This window comes from Halanaerobium saccharolyticum, from assembly GCF_003259895.1.
Lineage (GTDB): Bacteria > Bacillota > Halanaerobiia > Halanaerobiales > Halanaerobiaceae > Halanaerobium > Halanaerobium saccharolyticum_A.
Map to the genome: position 1 here is coordinate 26,554 of NZ_QLME01000028.1, position 16,486 is coordinate 43,039.

Annotated in this window: 14 protein-coding genes and 1 pseudogene; 13 read left to right on the forward strand and 2 right to left on the reverse strand. The window is 32.8% G+C overall.

Annotated elements, in window-relative coordinates; all coding sequences use genetic code 11:
• The first annotated feature begins 97 nt into the window (after window positions 1–97).
• The 11 genes from clpB (at window position 98) to C7958_RS13590 (ending at window position 13,204) form a co-directional block, all read left to right on the forward strand.
• Window positions 98–2,680: an ATP-dependent chaperone ClpB gene (gene clpB, locus C7958_RS13540; RefSeq protein WP_111573215.1), complete on the forward strand. Its 2,583-nt coding sequence runs from the start codon at window positions 98–100 to the stop codon at window positions 2,678–2,680.
• 194 nt (window positions 2,681–2,874) lie between these two features.
• Window positions 2,875–4,029 (forward strand): MFS transporter, encoded by a 1,155-nt coding sequence (locus tag C7958_RS13545; RefSeq protein ID WP_111573216.1) that lies wholly within the window; start codon window positions 2,875–2,877, stop codon window positions 4,027–4,029.
• Between the two features lie 74 nt (window positions 4,030–4,103).
• Complete coding sequence (locus C7958_RS13550; RefSeq protein ID WP_111573217.1) at window positions 4,104–4,868, forward strand: GNAT family N-acetyltransferase; 765 nt, start codon at window positions 4,104–4,106, stop codon at window positions 4,866–4,868.
• 79 nt (window positions 4,869–4,947) lie between these two features.
• Complete coding sequence (locus C7958_RS13555; RefSeq protein ID WP_111573218.1) at window positions 4,948–5,586, forward strand: aminoglycoside N(3)-acetyltransferase; 639 nt, start codon at window positions 4,948–4,950, stop codon at window positions 5,584–5,586.
• A 43-nt stretch (window positions 5,587–5,629) separates the two neighbouring features.
• Entirely contained in the window at window positions 5,630–6,214 is a 585-nt protein-coding gene (locus tag C7958_RS13560) for a flavodoxin family protein (RefSeq protein WP_111573219.1), read from the forward strand.
• Window positions 6,207–6,539 carry a hypothetical protein gene (locus C7958_RS13565; protein ID WP_111573220.1) on the forward strand — a complete coding sequence of 111 codons (333 nt, stop codon included), beginning with the start codon at window positions 6,207–6,209 and terminating at the stop codon, window positions 6,537–6,539. The genes C7958_RS13560 and C7958_RS13565 overlap by 8 nt, the downstream gene beginning before the upstream one ends.
• A gap of 110 nt (window positions 6,540–6,649) precedes the next feature.
• Window positions 6,650–6,919: a hypothetical protein gene (locus C7958_RS13570; protein WP_111573221.1), complete on the forward strand. Its 270-nt coding sequence runs from the start codon at window positions 6,650–6,652 to the stop codon at window positions 6,917–6,919.
• Between the two features lie 269 nt (window positions 6,920–7,188).
• The gene (gene xerA, locus C7958_RS13575; RefSeq protein ID WP_111573222.1) at window positions 7,189–8,274 is read left to right on the forward strand and encodes a site-specific tyrosine recombinase/integron integrase; all 1,086 of its coding nucleotides are present in this window, start codon (window positions 7,189–7,191) and stop codon (window positions 8,272–8,274) included.
• 1,503 nt (window positions 8,275–9,777) lie between these two features.
• On the forward strand, window positions 9,778–10,869 hold the full coding sequence (locus C7958_RS13580) for a YaaC family protein (protein WP_166668557.1): 1,092 nt from the start codon (window positions 9,778–9,780) through the stop codon (window positions 10,867–10,869).
• Window positions 10,870–11,575: 706 nt separating this feature from the next.
• A complete protein-coding gene (locus C7958_RS13585) occupies window positions 11,576–12,208 on the forward strand; it encodes an EcsC family protein (RefSeq protein WP_111573224.1) in 633 nt (210 codons plus the stop codon).
• 291 nt (window positions 12,209–12,499) lie between these two features.
• Window positions 12,500–13,204 (forward strand): hypothetical protein, encoded by a 705-nt coding sequence (locus C7958_RS13590; RefSeq protein WP_111573225.1) that lies wholly within the window; start codon window positions 12,500–12,502, stop codon window positions 13,202–13,204.
• Between the two features lie 226 nt (window positions 13,205–13,430).
• Here the strand turns inward: C7958_RS13590 and C7958_RS13595 are convergent, their stop codons facing one another.
• Window positions 13,431–13,709, reverse strand: a complete 279-nt coding sequence (locus C7958_RS13595) for a helix-turn-helix transcriptional regulator (RefSeq protein WP_111573226.1) — start codon at window positions 13,707–13,709, stop codon at window positions 13,431–13,433.
• An 11-nt stretch (window positions 13,710–13,720) separates the two neighbouring features.
• Window positions 13,721–14,056, reverse strand: a complete 336-nt coding sequence (locus C7958_RS13600) for a type II toxin-antitoxin system RelE/ParE family toxin (protein ID WP_111573227.1) — start codon at window positions 14,054–14,056, stop codon at window positions 13,721–13,723.
• A gap of 214 nt (window positions 14,057–14,270) precedes the next feature.
• Between C7958_RS13600 and C7958_RS13605 the strand changes: the two are divergent.
• Both C7958_RS13605 and C7958_RS13610 read left to right on the forward strand, forming a co-directional pair.
• Window positions 14,271–15,479 (forward strand): annotated as a pseudogene (locus C7958_RS13605) (IS4 family transposase); the annotation flags it as partial.
• Between the two features lie 175 nt (window positions 15,480–15,654).
• Window positions 15,655–16,422: a DDE-type integrase/transposase/recombinase gene (locus C7958_RS13610; RefSeq protein WP_111573229.1), complete on the forward strand. Its 768-nt coding sequence runs from the start codon at window positions 15,655–15,657 to the stop codon at window positions 16,420–16,422.
• The last annotated feature ends 64 nt before the right edge of the window (window positions 16,423–16,486 follow it).

The following is a 16,486-nucleotide window of genomic DNA, read 5'->3' on the forward strand; positions in this document are numbered from 1 at the left end:
CTTTTAAAACTCTTGACCTTCTCTGACCTTTGTATTATAATTATATTATAGAAAGTAAATTAAAATTGAATAACTTGTATCAAAGGAGGAATAAAAAATGGATATGGAAAAGTTTACACGGAAAGCACAGCAGAGTCTGGTAGAGGCACAAAATGTTGCTAAAGACTATCAGCATCAGGAAATATTTCCGTCCCATTTATTTAAAGCATTGTTAAATCAGGATGATGGTATAGTAATCCCACTGCTGCAGAAGGCCGAAGCAAATCTGGCAGAACTTAAGTCGGAAAATGAAAAACTGCTTAAAAAACTGCCCCAGGTTTATTCTGAACAGGGTGGTCAGGCATATATGTCACATCAATTAAATGATATTATGCGCGAGGCTGAAAAACAGGCAGATGGACTTGGTGATCAGTATGTATCAACCGAGCATTTTTTGCTGGCTATTTTAAAAAACAGGAAAACTGACTTAGGTAAAATGCTTTATCAAAAAAATATAAACTATAATGATTTAAAACAAATTATTCAGGAAGTCCGTGGAGGCAGTAAAATTGATTCCCAGCAGGGAGAAGAAGGTTTTAATGTTTTAGAAAAATATACAATTGACATCACTGAGCTGGCCAAAAATGGAAAATTAGATCCAGTAATCGGTCGTGATAATCTAATCAGAAGAGTAATGCAGGTTCTCTCACGACGCCGTAAAAACAATCCGGTTTTAATCGGTGAACCCGGTGTTGGTAAAACTGCGATTGTGGAAGGACTGGCACAGAGAATTATCAATGGTGATGTTCCAGAAGGCTTAAAGAAGAAAAAGGTAATCTCTCTGGATATGGGTTCTTTAGTTGCTGGAACTAAATTTAGAGGTGAGTTTGAAGAAAGACTGAAATCAGTTTTAAAAGAAATCAAAAAAGCTGAAGGTCAGATTATTCTCTTTATTGATGAGATGCATACCTTAGTTGGAGCTGGTGCTACAGAAGGCTCAATGGATGCAGCCAATCTTTTAAAACCTGCCCTGGCGCGAGGTGAACTGCACTGTGTGGGAGCAACAACCTTAGCTGAATACAAAAAACACATCGAAAAAGATGCAGCCTTAGAGAGAAGATTTCAGCCAGTTCAGGTCTCTGAGCCGGATATAGAAGATACAGTATCTATTTTAAGAGGCTTAAAAGAAAAATACGAAATTCACCATGGAATTAAAATTACAGATAATGCAATTGTAGCAGCAGCCAGACTTTCTGACCGCTACCTGACTGAGAGATTCTTACCTGATAAAGCAATTGATTTAATTGATGAGGCGGCTTCTAAAATCAGAATTGAAATTGATTCGATGCCGATCGAGATCGACGAACTGGACCGCAGAGTACGAAGACTGGAAACCGAAAAAGAAGCATTAAAAAATGAAGAGACAGAAGAGGCTCAGCAGAGATTAGAAGAAATTGAGGAAAAACTTCAGGAATTGAAAGATCGACGAGATCCACTGCGTCTAAAATGGAAAAATGAAAAAGATCAGCTGGCTAAAATGCAGGAATTAAAAGAAAAAATTGACCAGGTTGAATATCAGGCTGAGGCTGCAGAAAGAGAAGCAAATTACGAAGAGGCAGCGAGGCTGCGATATGGAGAACTAAATGAACTGCGCCAGAAGCTGGCAGAAGTCAGTCAGAAGGTTGAAGAATCACAGCAGGATGCAACTCATCTGGTTAAAGAAGAGGTAACTGAGGAAGATATTGCCGAAATTGTTTCTCTCTGGACCGATATTCCACTGCAGAAGCTGATGGAAGAAGAAAAAGAAAAGTTGATTCATTTAGAAGATGAATTAGAAAAAAGAGTTGTCGGTCAGCATGATGCAGTTAAAGCAGTCAGTAATGCAATTCGTCGTTCCCGGACAGGTCTCCAGGATGCGGATCGACCACTGGCATCTTTTATGTTTATGGGACCAACCGGTGTTGGTAAAACAGAGCTTGCTAAAACACTGGCAGAATATCTATTTGATGACGAAAAAGTTCTGACCAGAATCGACATGTCAGAATATATGGAAAGACATGCAGTTTCTAAATTGATAGGTTCACCTCCAGGTTATGTGGGCTTTGAAGAAGGTGGACAGCTGACAGAAAAGGTCAGACGCAGCCCCTATTCTGTAATTCTTTTTGATGAGATAGAAAAAGCACACCCGGATGTATTCAATATTCTGCTGCAGATTCTTGATGATGGAGTTTTAACTGACAGTCAGGGAAAAGAGGTTGACTTTAGAAATACAGTAATTATCATGACTTCTAATGTTGGCTCTCAGTATATTCAGGATTTAGATGATGAAGACAGGATAAGAGAAGAAATTGATGAGGCACTTAAAGGTCAATTTAGACCTGAGTTTTTAAATAGAATTGACGAAAAAATTATCTTCCACTCTTTAACTAAGGAAGATATCTTTAAAATCATCGATATCCAGATTTCTTATCTGCAAAATAACCTGTCTGAACAGGATATTGAAATTGAACTGACTAAAGCTGCCAAAGAAGAACTCTTAGAGCTCGGTTTTGATCCAGCTTATGGAGCCAGACCTTTAAGAAGGGTTATTCAAAATCAGATTAAAGACGAACTGGCAATGCTGCTCCTTGAAGAAAGAATTACAGAAGGTGATCAGATTAAAGTTGATTTTAAAGATGGAAAATTTCAGTTTAAAAACTAAAATAACGATCAAATAGAGTAATTGATTGCTAAATAAGCTTCAAAAAATATTATTTTGACTCCAGACCGGTTAAATTGCCGGTCTTTTTTTATGTTCTGTTTTTTAATATAATGAAGGAATATAATTAATTACCAAGAACTATAATTATTGTACATACTATTTGAATAAAAAAATTAAAAATGTGAGGTTTTTAAATGTCTGAACAAAAGAAAAATATTAAACTTTTTGTTTTCGTCACTGCTTTTTACTGGTTTTCAATGTATGCCTATATTCCCACCTTTTCACCCTACATAGAATCTCTTGGGGCATCACATAAGATGATCGGTTTAATTTTAGGTTCATATGGTTTTACCCAGATGTTGATTAGAATTCCACTGGGGATTTATTCGGACAGAATTAATAAGAAAAAGATATTTGTTAATCTTGGGATTTTACTGAGTGTAATCAGCACCATCGGAATGTGGTTTGCAGAAACACCTGCTTTAATTTTAGTTTTTCGCTCACTTGCAGGAGCTTCCGCTGCTACCTGGGTCAGTTTTACTGTGCTTTTTTCTTCCTATTTTAAAGATGATGATACCGCCCATGCCATTGGAATTATCAATGCTTCCAATAAATCAGGTCAAGTTGTAGGGATGCTTTTAGGTGGAATAGTTGCTCAAAGCTTAAGTCAGCAGTATCCGTTTTTACTTGCTGCAGCTGCTGGAATAATCGGTTTTGCTTTAAGTCTGAAGGTTGATGAAAATAAAAAAATTGATCACAAAGCTATTACTTTAAAAGAAATAATAAAAGTTGCAAAAAATAGAAGTCTGCTGACGGTTTCTTTTCTGGCAATTTTAATGATGATGATTTCTCATTCCACCACTTTTGGTTTTATCCCGGTGGCTGCTAAAAATCTGGGAGCAACAAGTTTTCATTTAGGACTTTTAACAACGATTACAACAATTCCCGGAATCCTTTCTTCCTATTTAAGCGGCAGTTATTTTAGTAAAAAGCTGGGAGAAAAAAACACGGTTACAATTGGTTTTTCACTGCTGGCAGTTTCCTGTATTTTAGTACCCTTTGTCGAAGATCTTTATCTCCTATTTTTTGTTCAGATGCTGAACGGATTTTCTCAGGGCATGATCTTCCCGGTCTTAATGGGATTAAGTATTAAAAATGTGAGGGCAAATAAAAGGGGAACAGCAATGGGATTTTTCCAGGCAATTTATGGTCTGGGGATGTTTATGGGACCAATATTTGTTGGAACCATCAGTGATTTTGCCGGCCTGAAAATGGGATTCTGGATGATCGGTCTGGTTGGAATCCTGGGAGCCATTTTAACCCGCTTTTATCAGGCTGAAAAAGTTTAGAATTGAAATATATAAAGTTTAATGATAGACAAGAAAACCCAGATAGATAACTAGATTAAGTTAGGGAGATTAAGATGATTAAAAATAAGATTATCGAACAGTTAAATAAAAATAGAGCTAAAAATATCAGCCTTCTGGGAATAATAGAAAATTACGGGATCGAAAGTAGTTTGAAATATAAAGATTCTTATTTGATTACTATTAAAACAGACCACCTCTGGTGCTACCCGGCGGTTGAGAGTAAAAACGAATTAGTTGAGCTTTTAAAAAGATTAGAGGGGAGAACAAATTACTTTGCTGCTTTAGAAAATTGGATGATCCCGGTTGTCAGTCAGAACGGAAAATTTGAATGGGAGTTAAAAACCGAAAGATTAATTCTGCCTGATGAAGCTAAATTGGATTTCTCAATACAGAAAAAAATTAAAAGCAGCAGCAAAAATTTAGAGGCCGAAAAAGAAATTAAAATCAGAGAACTCAAAAATAAAGATGCCGACTTTATTTTTGCTCACTCCCACTATCAGGATTTTACCTCTAAAGCATATATAAAAGAACGGATAGCGGCAGATTGTTCTGCCGGAATTTTTATTAACGAAGAACTCGCAGCCTGGGGTTTAACACATGATGATGGTGCAGTTGGTTTTATCCATGTCAGAGAAGATTTCAGAAAAAACGGTTATGCCCACCTAATTATGGAAAAATTAATCAAAAATAAAAGGGAAAATGGAAAAGATGTTTTTTTGAATGTTGAGCCGGATAATTCAAAGGCAAAAAAGTTATTTTATTCACTTGGCTTTGAATTTGATAGAATAATCAGCTGGATTAAACTTAAAGAAGAATAACTTATTATAAAGCGGATAATAAAGTTTATGAATGCAGATTCCACGGTGGAATAATTAAATAAAGGAGGCCGACAGAAAAATGAACGAAAAAGAAATAATAAATAAAACTAAAAAGCCGATTACAAAAAAATCATTAATTAATGATCTAAAAAAGTTAAAGTTAAAAGGAGAAGTTGTCATTGTTCATTCTGCTCTCAGCAAACTGGGCTGGGTCTGTGGGGGAGCTGTGGCTCTGGTGGAAGCTCTGCAGGAAGTTATTACTGCAGAAGGAACTCTGATTATGCCGGCTCACAGCGGTGATTATTCCGAGCCTAAATACTGGGGAAAGGAAGCGGAAGCTATCACAGCTGATCATAGATTGGACTATGCTCTGGGAGAAAACTCTCCCCTGGCTACAATTTATGAGAGAGAAGGTAAAATACTCTTAATTGGAGTCGGCCATGATTGTAATACTTCACTGCATCTGGCAGAATATAGGGCGGATTATGATCTTAAAATTAAAATCTTTGGCTCTTCAATTTTAAAGGATGGTCAAAATGTCTGGGCTAAATACCAGGATATTGAATTTAATGATGAGCTTTTTCCTGCAATTGGTAAGGAATATGAGACGAAATATGAATACAACAGTGCCATAATTGGACTGGCAGAGGCAAAATTGTTTGATCAAAAAATAATGGTCGATTTTGCGGTCAACTGGCTGGAAAAAAGAGAAAATTAGTTAAGAGAGTTATATAATTTCTGGCATTTAAAAGGAGAATAAAATGAAAGCATTAATTTTAAATGGAGAAGAAGTAGATGGCCTTTCTTTAAAGCATATTTCAAAAAGTATTAAAGAAGAATTGAGAAGCTGTGATTTTGAAGTTGAAGAAATATTATTAAAAGAAAAAGAGATTGCAGACTGCCTGGGACTTTTTAAATGCTGGGTTAAAACTCCAGGAATCTGTATAATTGATGATTATGGAAGAAAAACTGCAGCTAAATTAATAAATTCTGAACTTGTAGTTTTTCTGACACCAGTAACATTTGGCAGTTATTCTTATCAACTCAAAAAAGCTTTAGATAGAATGATCCCTCTGATTTCTCCTTATTTCAAAAAAATTGAAGGAGAATTTCATCACAGAAAACGTTATTCAAAATATCCATCCATTTTAGCTGTCGGGGTAATGGAAAAGATTAACCAGGCCCAGAGTAAAATTTTTAAAGAACTGGTGAAAAGAAACTCTATCAACTTTCATTCTGCATATTGTGAAACTGAAGTTTTTGAGGTGGCTGATGATTTTAATAATAAAAAAATTAAAAATCTTGTTAAAGTGATTTCTGAAAAAGTAGGTGAACAGAATGATTAAATTTAAAAAAGCAGTTTTGCTAATCGGAAGTCCAAAAGGTAAAGACAGTTCATCAGCCAGTTTAGGTAGTTATCTGCTTTCTAAGGTTGAAGAATATGATGTTTCAACCGAGAAGGGTTATCTTCATTCTGAAATAAATACTGAAACTAAAAGAATTCAGTTTTTAGAAAAGATAGCAGAAACAGATATTATAATTCTTGCGGCACCACTTTATGTAGATACTCTTCCGGCAAAAGTGATCAGGGCTTTGAGCCTAATCGCAGAAAATAGAAAGAATATAAATAATGATCATTCTGATTTGAAACGGATAAGAGCTTTGCTGTAATAGTCAACTGTGGTTTTCCTGAAGCTGAGCAAAATAAAACAGCCCTTAAAGTTTATGAGCAGTTTGCTAAAGAAGCCGGGTTTAAATATCTTGGTGGAATATCGATTGGAATGGGAGGTGTAGTCAGCGGTAGATCTTTATTAGAAATGGGCGGAATAGCCAGTAATTTAATTAAAGGTCTTGAGCGGGCAGCTGATGATATTGTAAGAAGTCATAGATTTTCAGACTCGGTTATTGAAAAAACTTCTAAATCAATGATTTCACCCAGATGGCTTTATACTTTAATCGGTAATTTTTCCTGGAGATTTCAGGCCTTTCAAAATGGAGTCTACAGGAAAATGAATGATAAACCCTACCAGAAGGTGAAACATAATGATTGAAAATCTTAAGTTAAATAAAGGATTGTGGCTGATAACTGGAGTTTTCTGTTGCCCTGGGTAGTTTTTTGCGCCCAATATATAATATCAATTTCAGTGCAGAAGAAGCCTTTTTTTATCTTATACTGTCCTTAATCTTTCTGGCTCTTGCAGTATTAAATGTTCAACAGCTTAGAATAAAAAAATAAATTTATAAAATTAAAGGAAAAATAAGCCAGATGAAGAAATATAAGAATATGGAAACTAATAAGAGATGGGAGCATATATATTAAATGAGGTTGAAGTTAAACAAAAGAAAGAATCTGATCTGTGTTAGTTTTGATTATGATAAAGTTGTGATTAGAAAAATCAATTCAATTCCGGGGAGCCGCTGGAATCCAGAAAGAAAGTACTGGACATTTCAAAATAACTCTACTAACTTAGCCCTTTTTTTAGAAATGTTTAAGGGTGAGTATTTAATTTTTGAATCTAAAATTAAAGATTTTGCTGGCCCAGAATTAATTGCTGACTATTTTAATCATTATTATCTGCCACAATTTGAAAAGAAGCTGAAGTTAAAAGACTATTCTAGAAATTCAATAAAAGCTTATCTTAACCACAATAAATCCTTTATAAAATATATTCAAAAAGATTTATTTGGGATTAAAATGGCCGATGTTAATGATTATGTATTGTATATTTTAGAGGATTTAAACAATACTCATTCTTATGCCAACCAGTTTATCAGTGCTTTTAAAACTTTTAATAATTTAATTTTACAACTTGATGGAATTAACAATAAATTGCTGCGCCCAAAAAAGAAAAAGAAGCTGCCCAAGGTTTTAAATAAGAGAGAAGTAAAGGAGATTATTGCTTCTGTTGATAATTTAAAACATCAATTAATATTAATTTTGACTTATTCTGCTGGTCTGAGAGTTAGTGAAGTTGTGAGATTGAAGATATCTGATATTGACTCTGATAGAATGCTGATATATGTACGTAACAGTAAGGGTTATAAAGATAGGTATACATTGCTGTCCCAAAACGTTTTAACTAAGCTTAAACTATATGTAAAGGCTTTTCAGATACAAAAATACGATAAGCAGTGGCTTTTCCCCGGTCAGAATAAGGATCGGCATCTATCAAAGCGAAGTGCGCAGAAGGTTTTTAAGCGTGCCTGCAAGAAAGCCGGGATAAATAAAGAGGTTGGAATTCACTCGCTGAGACATTCTTTTGCTACTCATTTATTGGAGCAGGGAGTTGATCTGAGATATATCCAGAATTTACTGGGGCATAAAAGTTCTACCACAACTGAGATCTATACTCATGTGAGCAATAAGAATTTGATTGAGATTACTAATCCATTTGATAGTTTATAGAATGAAGATCTAAACGAAATAACAGTCGTGAAGATTTGCTATTATTGTCTTAATGAACTTTTATTCGCAAAGAAGTGAGTTATACGCAATAATAACTGAACATCAGCAAATAAGAGAAAAAGATAAAAGAAGGGTTGGATCATCGCAAACTGGCATGAACTAGCTCCTGCAAATGAAGGAAATAATAATTGTAAATTTTCAGCGGCTTTACCAATTAACCTGGATGATTATAATCTACAAAGGTATTTACATATATCAGAAGCTAAATTAGTCACTGTTTGATTTTCACGCACTTCGTGAAGATGTAATATAGTACAAAGTTAATGAACTTATTTGCTGGTTAAGGAAGAAGAATGATATTTCATTAAACTGAAGTAAAAAATACTTTTAACGCGGCAAGTTATTACAGCGTATAACATGGGATTGGCGTCATGCCTTCTGTCATAAAGCTTGCAGGTTAACCAATTACGGATACGGAAAAGCAAGCTTTACGCCAGTTCCTGCGGAATCAGGCACGAGCGCAAATCCCAGGGACGTTATATGACATTATAGCAAAAGTTACTGCAGCTAAAAAGATCAGAAAAAAGGTTTGGTTATTGCAGGATGATATTTTTATACTTTCTCTGGTGAAAGTAAATAGAAACTGAAAGGTTTTTAACTTAACTAAGTGCTCTAAGAAAAGAAAACCGTGATCAATTTTATGAGCGGTTACAGCACTATCTCCAAAACTTCAGACTGATGTTTAAAGTTTTTTGCGGGCAGGCCGTTGCAAAAAAGGAGATAGAGGTTCGAAGTTTTGAAGATAAATGAGAAATAATAGAGTCGATGTTGCTATAACAGTCATATAACATGGGATTAACGGCATGCCCTCTGGCACAAAGTTAGCACCTGAACAATTGCGGATATGAAAGCTAACTTTGCCCCAGGTCTGTGGACACCGGGTACACCGCGAATCCCAGGGACGTTATATGCAATAATAACTGAACATCAGCAAATAAGAGAAAGAGATAAGAGAAGGGTTGAATAATCGCAAACTGAGATGAACTAACTCCTGCAAATGAAGAAAATAATAACTGCAAGCTTCAAATGGTCTTAACAATAGACTTGGGCAATTATAATTTACAAAATTATTTACATATATCAGAAGGTAAATTAGTCACTGATTGATCTTCACGTACTTCGTGAAGATTTAATATAGTACAGAATTCATGAACCTATTTGCTGGTTAAGGAAGAATTTTGATATTTCATTAAGTTGAAGCAGAAAGAAAAACTTTTTACGTGGCAAGTTATTACAGCATATAACAGACCATTGGCGCTACTAGGTATAAAATTGAGCAGCAAGACATCCGTGCCCTTCGGGACATGGCTTTTGTCACATCTCTTGCAGCAGCTTAAACAAAAAATGCTGATGAAAGGCAAGAGATGCGCCAACCTAAAGAACAGGACAGCCACGTCGCAAATGCTCGGGACGTTAGACGAAAGAACACTAAAGGAGGATTTTATGAAATTTGAAAAAGTTCTAACGGATGATCCTATAAAAGAAATGTGGAATAGATTAGATATACTCTCTACTATTTCTGGAGCTAAAAAATTCTTGAAAGAAAGAATTAATGAAGACTCAGAGATAAGTGAAGAAATTTTAGAAGATAAAGCAAAAGGAATTGCATTTTGTATTAGAAGTGCTCGAGAATTTTTTCAAACAGAGATAGACCACAATATGTCTACAGCTAGCATTTCTTTTTATTATGGAACTTTTAATTTTTTAAGTGCATTATTATTAGCGGATATTGAAAATAATTATACTTTAAAAGATATTGAAAAATTTTCAAGTTATGGGCATGGATTTAAACTTTTTAATAATACTGATGAAGAAAAAATATTAAAAAGAGACAATTTAATTGTTAATTCTAATGGTTTCTTTTATAAATTTTTAAAAGAATTAAATTATGATGAAAACTTAATATCTATGCAAGGTAAATATTATTCATTAGAAGAGGTTGAAGAGGAAGAAAAATATAAAATAATTGATATAAAAGAACTTATTTCTAGAATACCTGAATTGAGAAATACTTTTATTGAAATTTTTAATGAACAACCATTATATTTAAATTTAAATTGTAGATATAATTTAACTGATCAAGAGCTATTTGTTAAATTTCCTTTCGACAAAAATTCTCCTTATCTATCAGATGAAGATATCTATCAAATTTTGGATTGGCCAAATGATATTGAGTTATCTCAAAAAATAGAGACTTCAAGGTTAAAAATTATTACAAGGGACAAAATAAATAAAAATATAATACCTGATAAAAAAGAATTACATAAAAGTGTTTTGTGTTACGATTGTTATATTAAACCTTTATTGGGTATAGAAGATATATTTTTAATTTACTTTATGTTTTTATATGTGTTAAGTATTTGGACAAGATATAGACCTAATTTATGGAGAGAAATAGTTGAAGGTAGGTTTGATATATACAGACCCCTTATAACTAAATTTTTAACCTCTTCTGAAAGGATATTACCAAATATTTTTTTAAATAAAATATATAATAGAAGATTTTTATTTACCGGACATTCTTATTTGGGTTAACAGCACAGTGTTCCTTCGTCTAACATGGGATTGGCGCCATGCCTTCTGTCATAAAGCTTGCAGATTAACCAATCACGGATATGGAAATGCAAGCTTTACGCCAGTTCCTAACGGAACCAGGCACGAGCGCAAATCCCAGGGACGTTATACGACATTAAACTGAGCGAGTATGTTTTCAATTTGGAAGGAACGAGATGGATTTGTAAAATCCTCTTAGGTAATTCAAGAGCATTAATAATAATTAAATCAGTAATTTTAGATCTTATGGTTAAGATCAAAATAATTACCGGTTAATCGCTTTTGAAAAATTTTAGATGTAAAGTCTTAATGAGCAAAAAGTGTAAAAAGTTATTGAGCGTTAAAAAATATTTTTAGTAAATCTTTAATGAAGTAAGTTTCATAAAGATAGCAAATTCAATATATCAATGAGAGATACTGCACCATATGGTTATAATTTAATAAAAGAAAAGAGATAATAAAAGATTTATCCGCCTAACAGTCATAGTCGTGACATTAGGCTGGGTCAAGTGTCTTTATTGCTTAGAAGTTCCGAGATGGATTTATAAAATATTCATAACTAAAAAGGAATAATTAAAAGTTTTCTCCTGTAAAATAAAGGTGATTTTTTCTTTTAATTGAATTATTAATTATAGTTTAGAATATTATAGAATTGAAAAAAATTTAAAGGGGAGAGATATTATTTAATATGGCAAAAACAAAAAAGATTGATCAAAATAAAATGATGGAAATTTTAGATTGGAGTTATGATAAAGCTTTAAACGGATTACCTAGATGTCCTACAGCTCAAGAATTAGCAAATGACTATTTAAGTAAAAAAAATAGTGTAGATGAAGCAGTAAATTCTTTGATTAAGTGGCAAAATAGTAAATGTGGAACATCTGGTTTTATATCTGGACTAGGAGGAATAATAACATTACCTGTAGCATTACCAGCAAATATTACAAGTGTTATATATATTCAAATTCGAATGATTGCTGCAATTGCTTACATGGGAAAATATGATCTAAAATCTGATCAAGTGAGGTCATTAGTCTACATATGTTTATGTGGAAACTCTGCAAAAGATATCTCTAAAAATATAGGAATTAAATTAGGAACAAAATTATCCAAAAGTGCTATAAATAAAATATCTGGAAAAACATTAACAAAGATAAATCAAAAAGTTGGATTTAGACTGGTTACAAAATTTGGCCAAAAAGGTGTAATAAATATGGGTAAAGCTATACCTGTAGTTGGTGGATTAATTGGAGGCACAATGGATGTAGTAGCTACAAATACTATAGGAAAAGTATCAAAGAAGACATTTATAAATAACTAAAAAATAGAAATAATGATACTCGTTAACTCATTAAATGAATATGTTTAAGAGTTAATGAGTATATTTTTTAAGAAATCAAAATAATAAAGAAATAGTAATTAAGAGAGCTGTCGTTTAACAGTCGTATAACATGGGATTGGCGTCATGCCTTCTGTCATAAAGCTTGCAAAATTCAGCAGCAAGAAATATTACAGCAAGCTTTACGCCAGTTCCTAACGGAATCAGGCACAAGCGCAAATCCCAGTAACGTTATATGACATAGGGCTAAAACTATTTGGAGATGAAACTATTATGGATATTTTAAGTAGAATTATTTCTGTTATTTCTTTATGTGTTGCAATAATAGCAGCTTTATATGTGAAAAAGCAAACAGAAATTAATAAAGATCATCTTACAGAATATAAAAATCAATATATTTTAAAAAACGATGTAGTTTTTTCAATTAAATGGGGCACAGATATTCTTGTTCCTAAATCTAAAAGATATATAGAAAACAAAAAACTTCTTGGTAATTCCTCAGTTTATAAAGATAAAGACGGGATTTTAAAAGAAATAGATGATAGAATAGTTACTTTATCAATAGAAAATATAAGTGAAATAAAGGCAAAGAACTTAGAAATTGAATGGGAAATTCATATGCCTTCAATTTATAGTTTTATTCATGAAATGGAGTTAGAATTTCAAGAAGATAATGAGATAAAGAAATATGGTTTTAAGACATTAGGAAAAAAGAATTATAACCAAATAAATTCTTTTGAAAGTAAAAATATACCTGCTTTTTATATTGGCAAAATACCAATTGTTATTTTAAAAATTAACAAGATTTTCTATCAAAAAGAAGGTGAAACAAATTATAGAGTTGCTAATTGTAAAAATATAAAAGGCAATATTAATTTTAAAGTTCAACATAAAAATGTAGTAGAAGATATTAATGAGGATATAATATTAAAAGGTAGCAAAAATGACTGGAATAATTTCAAGAACTTTGATAATTAATCACTAGACAGCCCTACGTCATATAACATGGGATTGGCGTCATGACTTCTGTCATAAAGCTTGCAATTTAACCAATTACGGATATGAAAAAGCAAGCTTTACGCCAGTTCCTGCGGAAACAGTCACGAGCGCAAATCCCAGGGACGTTATATGAAACCGTAGCAAACGCTTTAACAACTAAAAACTTATAGCATAAAGAAAACAGTGCCATTGACCTTCAGCACTGTTAATTAAATCTAATTTCAAGTTTTTTACCAAGTGCGTGAGCAACTTTATCAAGAAATTCAACACTTGGATTATAATCATCATTTTCTAGTCTGGAGATAGCAGATTGTTTAGTTCCTATTTTATCTGCCAATTCTTTTTGAGTTAAATTATTTTCTATTCTATACCTAATAATTTGTTTTTTTATTTCATACATAACTTTCAATTTTTCATATTCTTCTTTAACTTCTTCAGATTCAAATAGTTCATTTTTAAGATCTTTATGATCTATAAATTCCATTTTGTTTCACCTCACTTGATAGAATTAAGTCTATTAAGAGCAATATTTATTTCTCTCTGTGGAGTTTTGTTAGATTTCTTCTTAAAGATATGCAAAAGAACAAAGATACCATCCTTATAATTTAAAAAGAAGACCCTAAATATATTAGAACTATACTTTATTCGTAATTCCCAAAGATCATCATATCCCTTTAACTTTTTAAGATGTGGCATACCAAGAAATAGACCAAATTCTTCTAGAAGTTCTATTTCTCTTAGAATTTTAGCCTTTTCTTTAGCTGACTGTTCTTTAATAAATTCAATTACTGGAGATTTATTATTTTTTGCATAATACTTAATTTTATACATAATTTATTCACTCCAATTTCTAAATTTATTATATCACACATATGTTATAAAAGGAAGTAAAAATTTAAGATTAAGCTTACTCAAACTTCGCACTTGTAAAAGTGCTTTTGCACCTTGAAATTTCAATATTATTTAGCAAAAAAATAGCATGAAACCCCCGTTTCTGGTATAATTGAATAGCAAAAAACAAAAAACCATAACGGAGGTTCATGCTATGAAAATTATACCACAAATTTACCAGAATGATAAGAAGATTTTTTCTACTGTTTCAACTTTTTTTAAAAAATATCGAATAGCTTCTGTTTTAAAAGCTGCAAACGCCTATAAAACTAAGGGAGTTCCTGTAAGCTCAATCTTTTTCTATCTGTTTTCTCTGATTTTTGATAACCGTTCCATGTATATGGATATTTTAACAGGGAAAAATGAAAAAGATTTTGCTAAAGACACTGTTTATCGCTTTATGAAATCTATCAATATTAACTGGATACAGTTCACAACCCTTTTATCTGGTAGAATCATTGATGACAGCATTGAGCATTTAACAAATAATGATCGTGTAAACGTTCTGATTATTGATGATACAACCTTTGAGCGTTCAAGATCCAAAAAAGTTGAACTGCTTGCCAAAATATATGATCATGCCAAAAAACAGTATAAATTTGGCTTTAGATTACTTACTCTCGGCTGGTCAGATGGAAACACATTCCTGCCAGTTAATGGCTGTCTGCTCTCTACTAAAAACTCTAAAAATCGAATTAATGAAGCAGTTGAAGTTGACAAACGTACTGTCGGTTATTCCAGAAGAAAACTTGCTCAGACTAAAGCTACTAAAGTTATGCTTGAACTGCTTGAAGCTGCTAAAAAAGCAGCTATACCGGCATCTCATGTACTTTTTGATACCTGGTTTTGTTCTCCATCTTCTCTGATTGCTGTCAAAAATATTGGCTATGATGTAATAGCCATGGCTAAAAAGACTTCTAAAGTGCATTATCTTTACAATGGTGAAATGCAGCCTTTAACAAAGATCTTCAGAGAAAACAGAAAACGTCGTGGTAGATCTCGTTATCTTCTTTCTGTAGAAGTTACTGTAGTTAAAGATGGACAGTCTATCCCTGCCCGTATTGTCTATGTTCGCAACCGAAACAAACGAAATGAATATCTTGCTCTAATAACTACTGACATGAAGTTAACTGAAGAAGAAGTTATCAGAATCTACGGCAAACGCTGGGAGATAGAAGTATTCTTTAAGGTTTGCAAGTCATATCTAAAACTGAGTAAAGAATGCAGATCATTATCGTATGATGCTATGACAGCTCATACAGCAATTGTCTTTACAAGATACATGTTACTGTCAGTAGAAAACAGAAAATATGCAGATGACAGAACACTTGGGCAAATGTTTTATCTTCTGGTTGATGAAATGGTGTAGATGATAAAATAGATTTTACAGAAAACGATAAATAAGATTTTACGGATATTGCTAGATAATGTAAAAACACAGATTTTGTGTTGGTAAATATGTTAAATTAATCCAGTATCATAATCTGCTCTTTTAGGATATAATATTCTTTAAATAATCCTAAAAGGAGGCAGAAATATTGAGTAAAGTAGATGGATATAAAGTGTATATACAACTCCAGCAATTAAAAGAAATGGGGTTCAGCAAATCCCAGATTGCAAGGCAACTTGAAATAAGCAGGCCAACTCTCAATAAATACTATGATTTAAATATTGATGAATACGAGCAACTGCTGCAGTCAATGACCACAAGAGCTAAAAAGGCAGATCAATATCATGATTGGATTTTAAACTATCTCAGAGAATATCCCGACATAAAAGCATCTGAAATATATTACTGGATTCAAGAAAAAACTAATGGTGATCCTGGTTTTTCTGAAGGCACTCTTAGAAACTACATCAGGGAATTAAGAAAAGAATATAACATTCCTAAAACAAAAAGTCCCAGACTTTATGAGGCTATTGAAGATCCACCAATGGGTCAGCAGATGCAGGTAGATATGGGTGAAAAATGGGTGTTTAAAGCAGATAAAATAAGAGAAATCAAACTTTATCTGATTGCATTTGTCCTCTCCCATTCTCGCTACAAATATGTAGAATGGTTTGATAGACCATTAACCACAGCTGATTTAATAGCAGCCCATGAAAATGCTTTTCAATACTTTGAAGGAATACCAGAGGAGGTAGTCTATGACCAGGATAAATTGATACTGTATAAAGAAAACTATGGTGATTTAATCTATACTCACCAGTTTGCGTCCTACAGGCATAAAAGAAAGTTTAGAATCCATATGTGTAGGGCCGCCGACCCTGAGTCGAAGGGTTATGCAAAGTATATGATTATGTAAAGTAAATTCTTAGACTATAATGATAACAGGATAGTTTCCAAATTTACTTTACATAATTCCATTA

Coding starts and splice junctions, on each gene's coding strand:
- clpB (WP_111573215.1), top strand. CDS start 98: ATGGATATGGAAAAGTTTACACGGAAAGCACAGCAGAGTCTGGTAGAG.
- C7958_RS13545 (WP_111573216.1), top strand. CDS start 2,875: ATGTCTGAACAAAAGAAAAATATTAAACTTTTTGTTTTCGTCACTGCT.
- C7958_RS13550 (WP_111573217.1), top strand. CDS start 4,104: ATGATTAAAAATAAGATTATCGAACAGTTAAATAAAAATAGAGCTAAA.
- C7958_RS13555 (WP_111573218.1), top strand. CDS start 4,948: ATGAACGAAAAAGAAATAATAAATAAAACTAAAAAGCCGATTACAAAA.
- C7958_RS13560 (WP_111573219.1), top strand. CDS start 5,630: ATGAAAGCATTAATTTTAAATGGAGAAGAAGTAGATGGCCTTTCTTTA.
- C7958_RS13565 (WP_111573220.1), top strand. CDS start 6,207: ATGATTAAATTTAAAAAAGCAGTTTTGCTAATCGGAAGTCCAAAAGGT.
- C7958_RS13570 (WP_111573221.1), top strand. CDS start 6,650: ATGGGAGGTGTAGTCAGCGGTAGATCTTTATTAGAAATGGGCGGAATA.
- xerA (WP_111573222.1), top strand. CDS start 7,189: ATGAGGTTGAAGTTAAACAAAAGAAAGAATCTGATCTGTGTTAGTTTT.
- C7958_RS13580 (WP_166668557.1), top strand. CDS start 9,778: ATGAAATTTGAAAAAGTTCTAACGGATGATCCTATAAAAGAAATGTGG.
- C7958_RS13585 (WP_111573224.1), top strand. CDS start 11,576: ATGGCAAAAACAAAAAAGATTGATCAAAATAAAATGATGGAAATTTTA.
- C7958_RS13590 (WP_111573225.1), top strand. CDS start 12,500: ATGGATATTTTAAGTAGAATTATTTCTGTTATTTCTTTATGTGTTGCA.
- C7958_RS13595 (WP_111573226.1), bottom strand. CDS start 13,709: ATGGAATTTATAGATCATAAAGATCTTAAAAATGAACTATTTGAATCT.
- C7958_RS13600 (WP_111573227.1), bottom strand. CDS start 14,056: ATGTATAAAATTAAGTATTATGCAAAAAATAATAAATCTCCAGTAATT.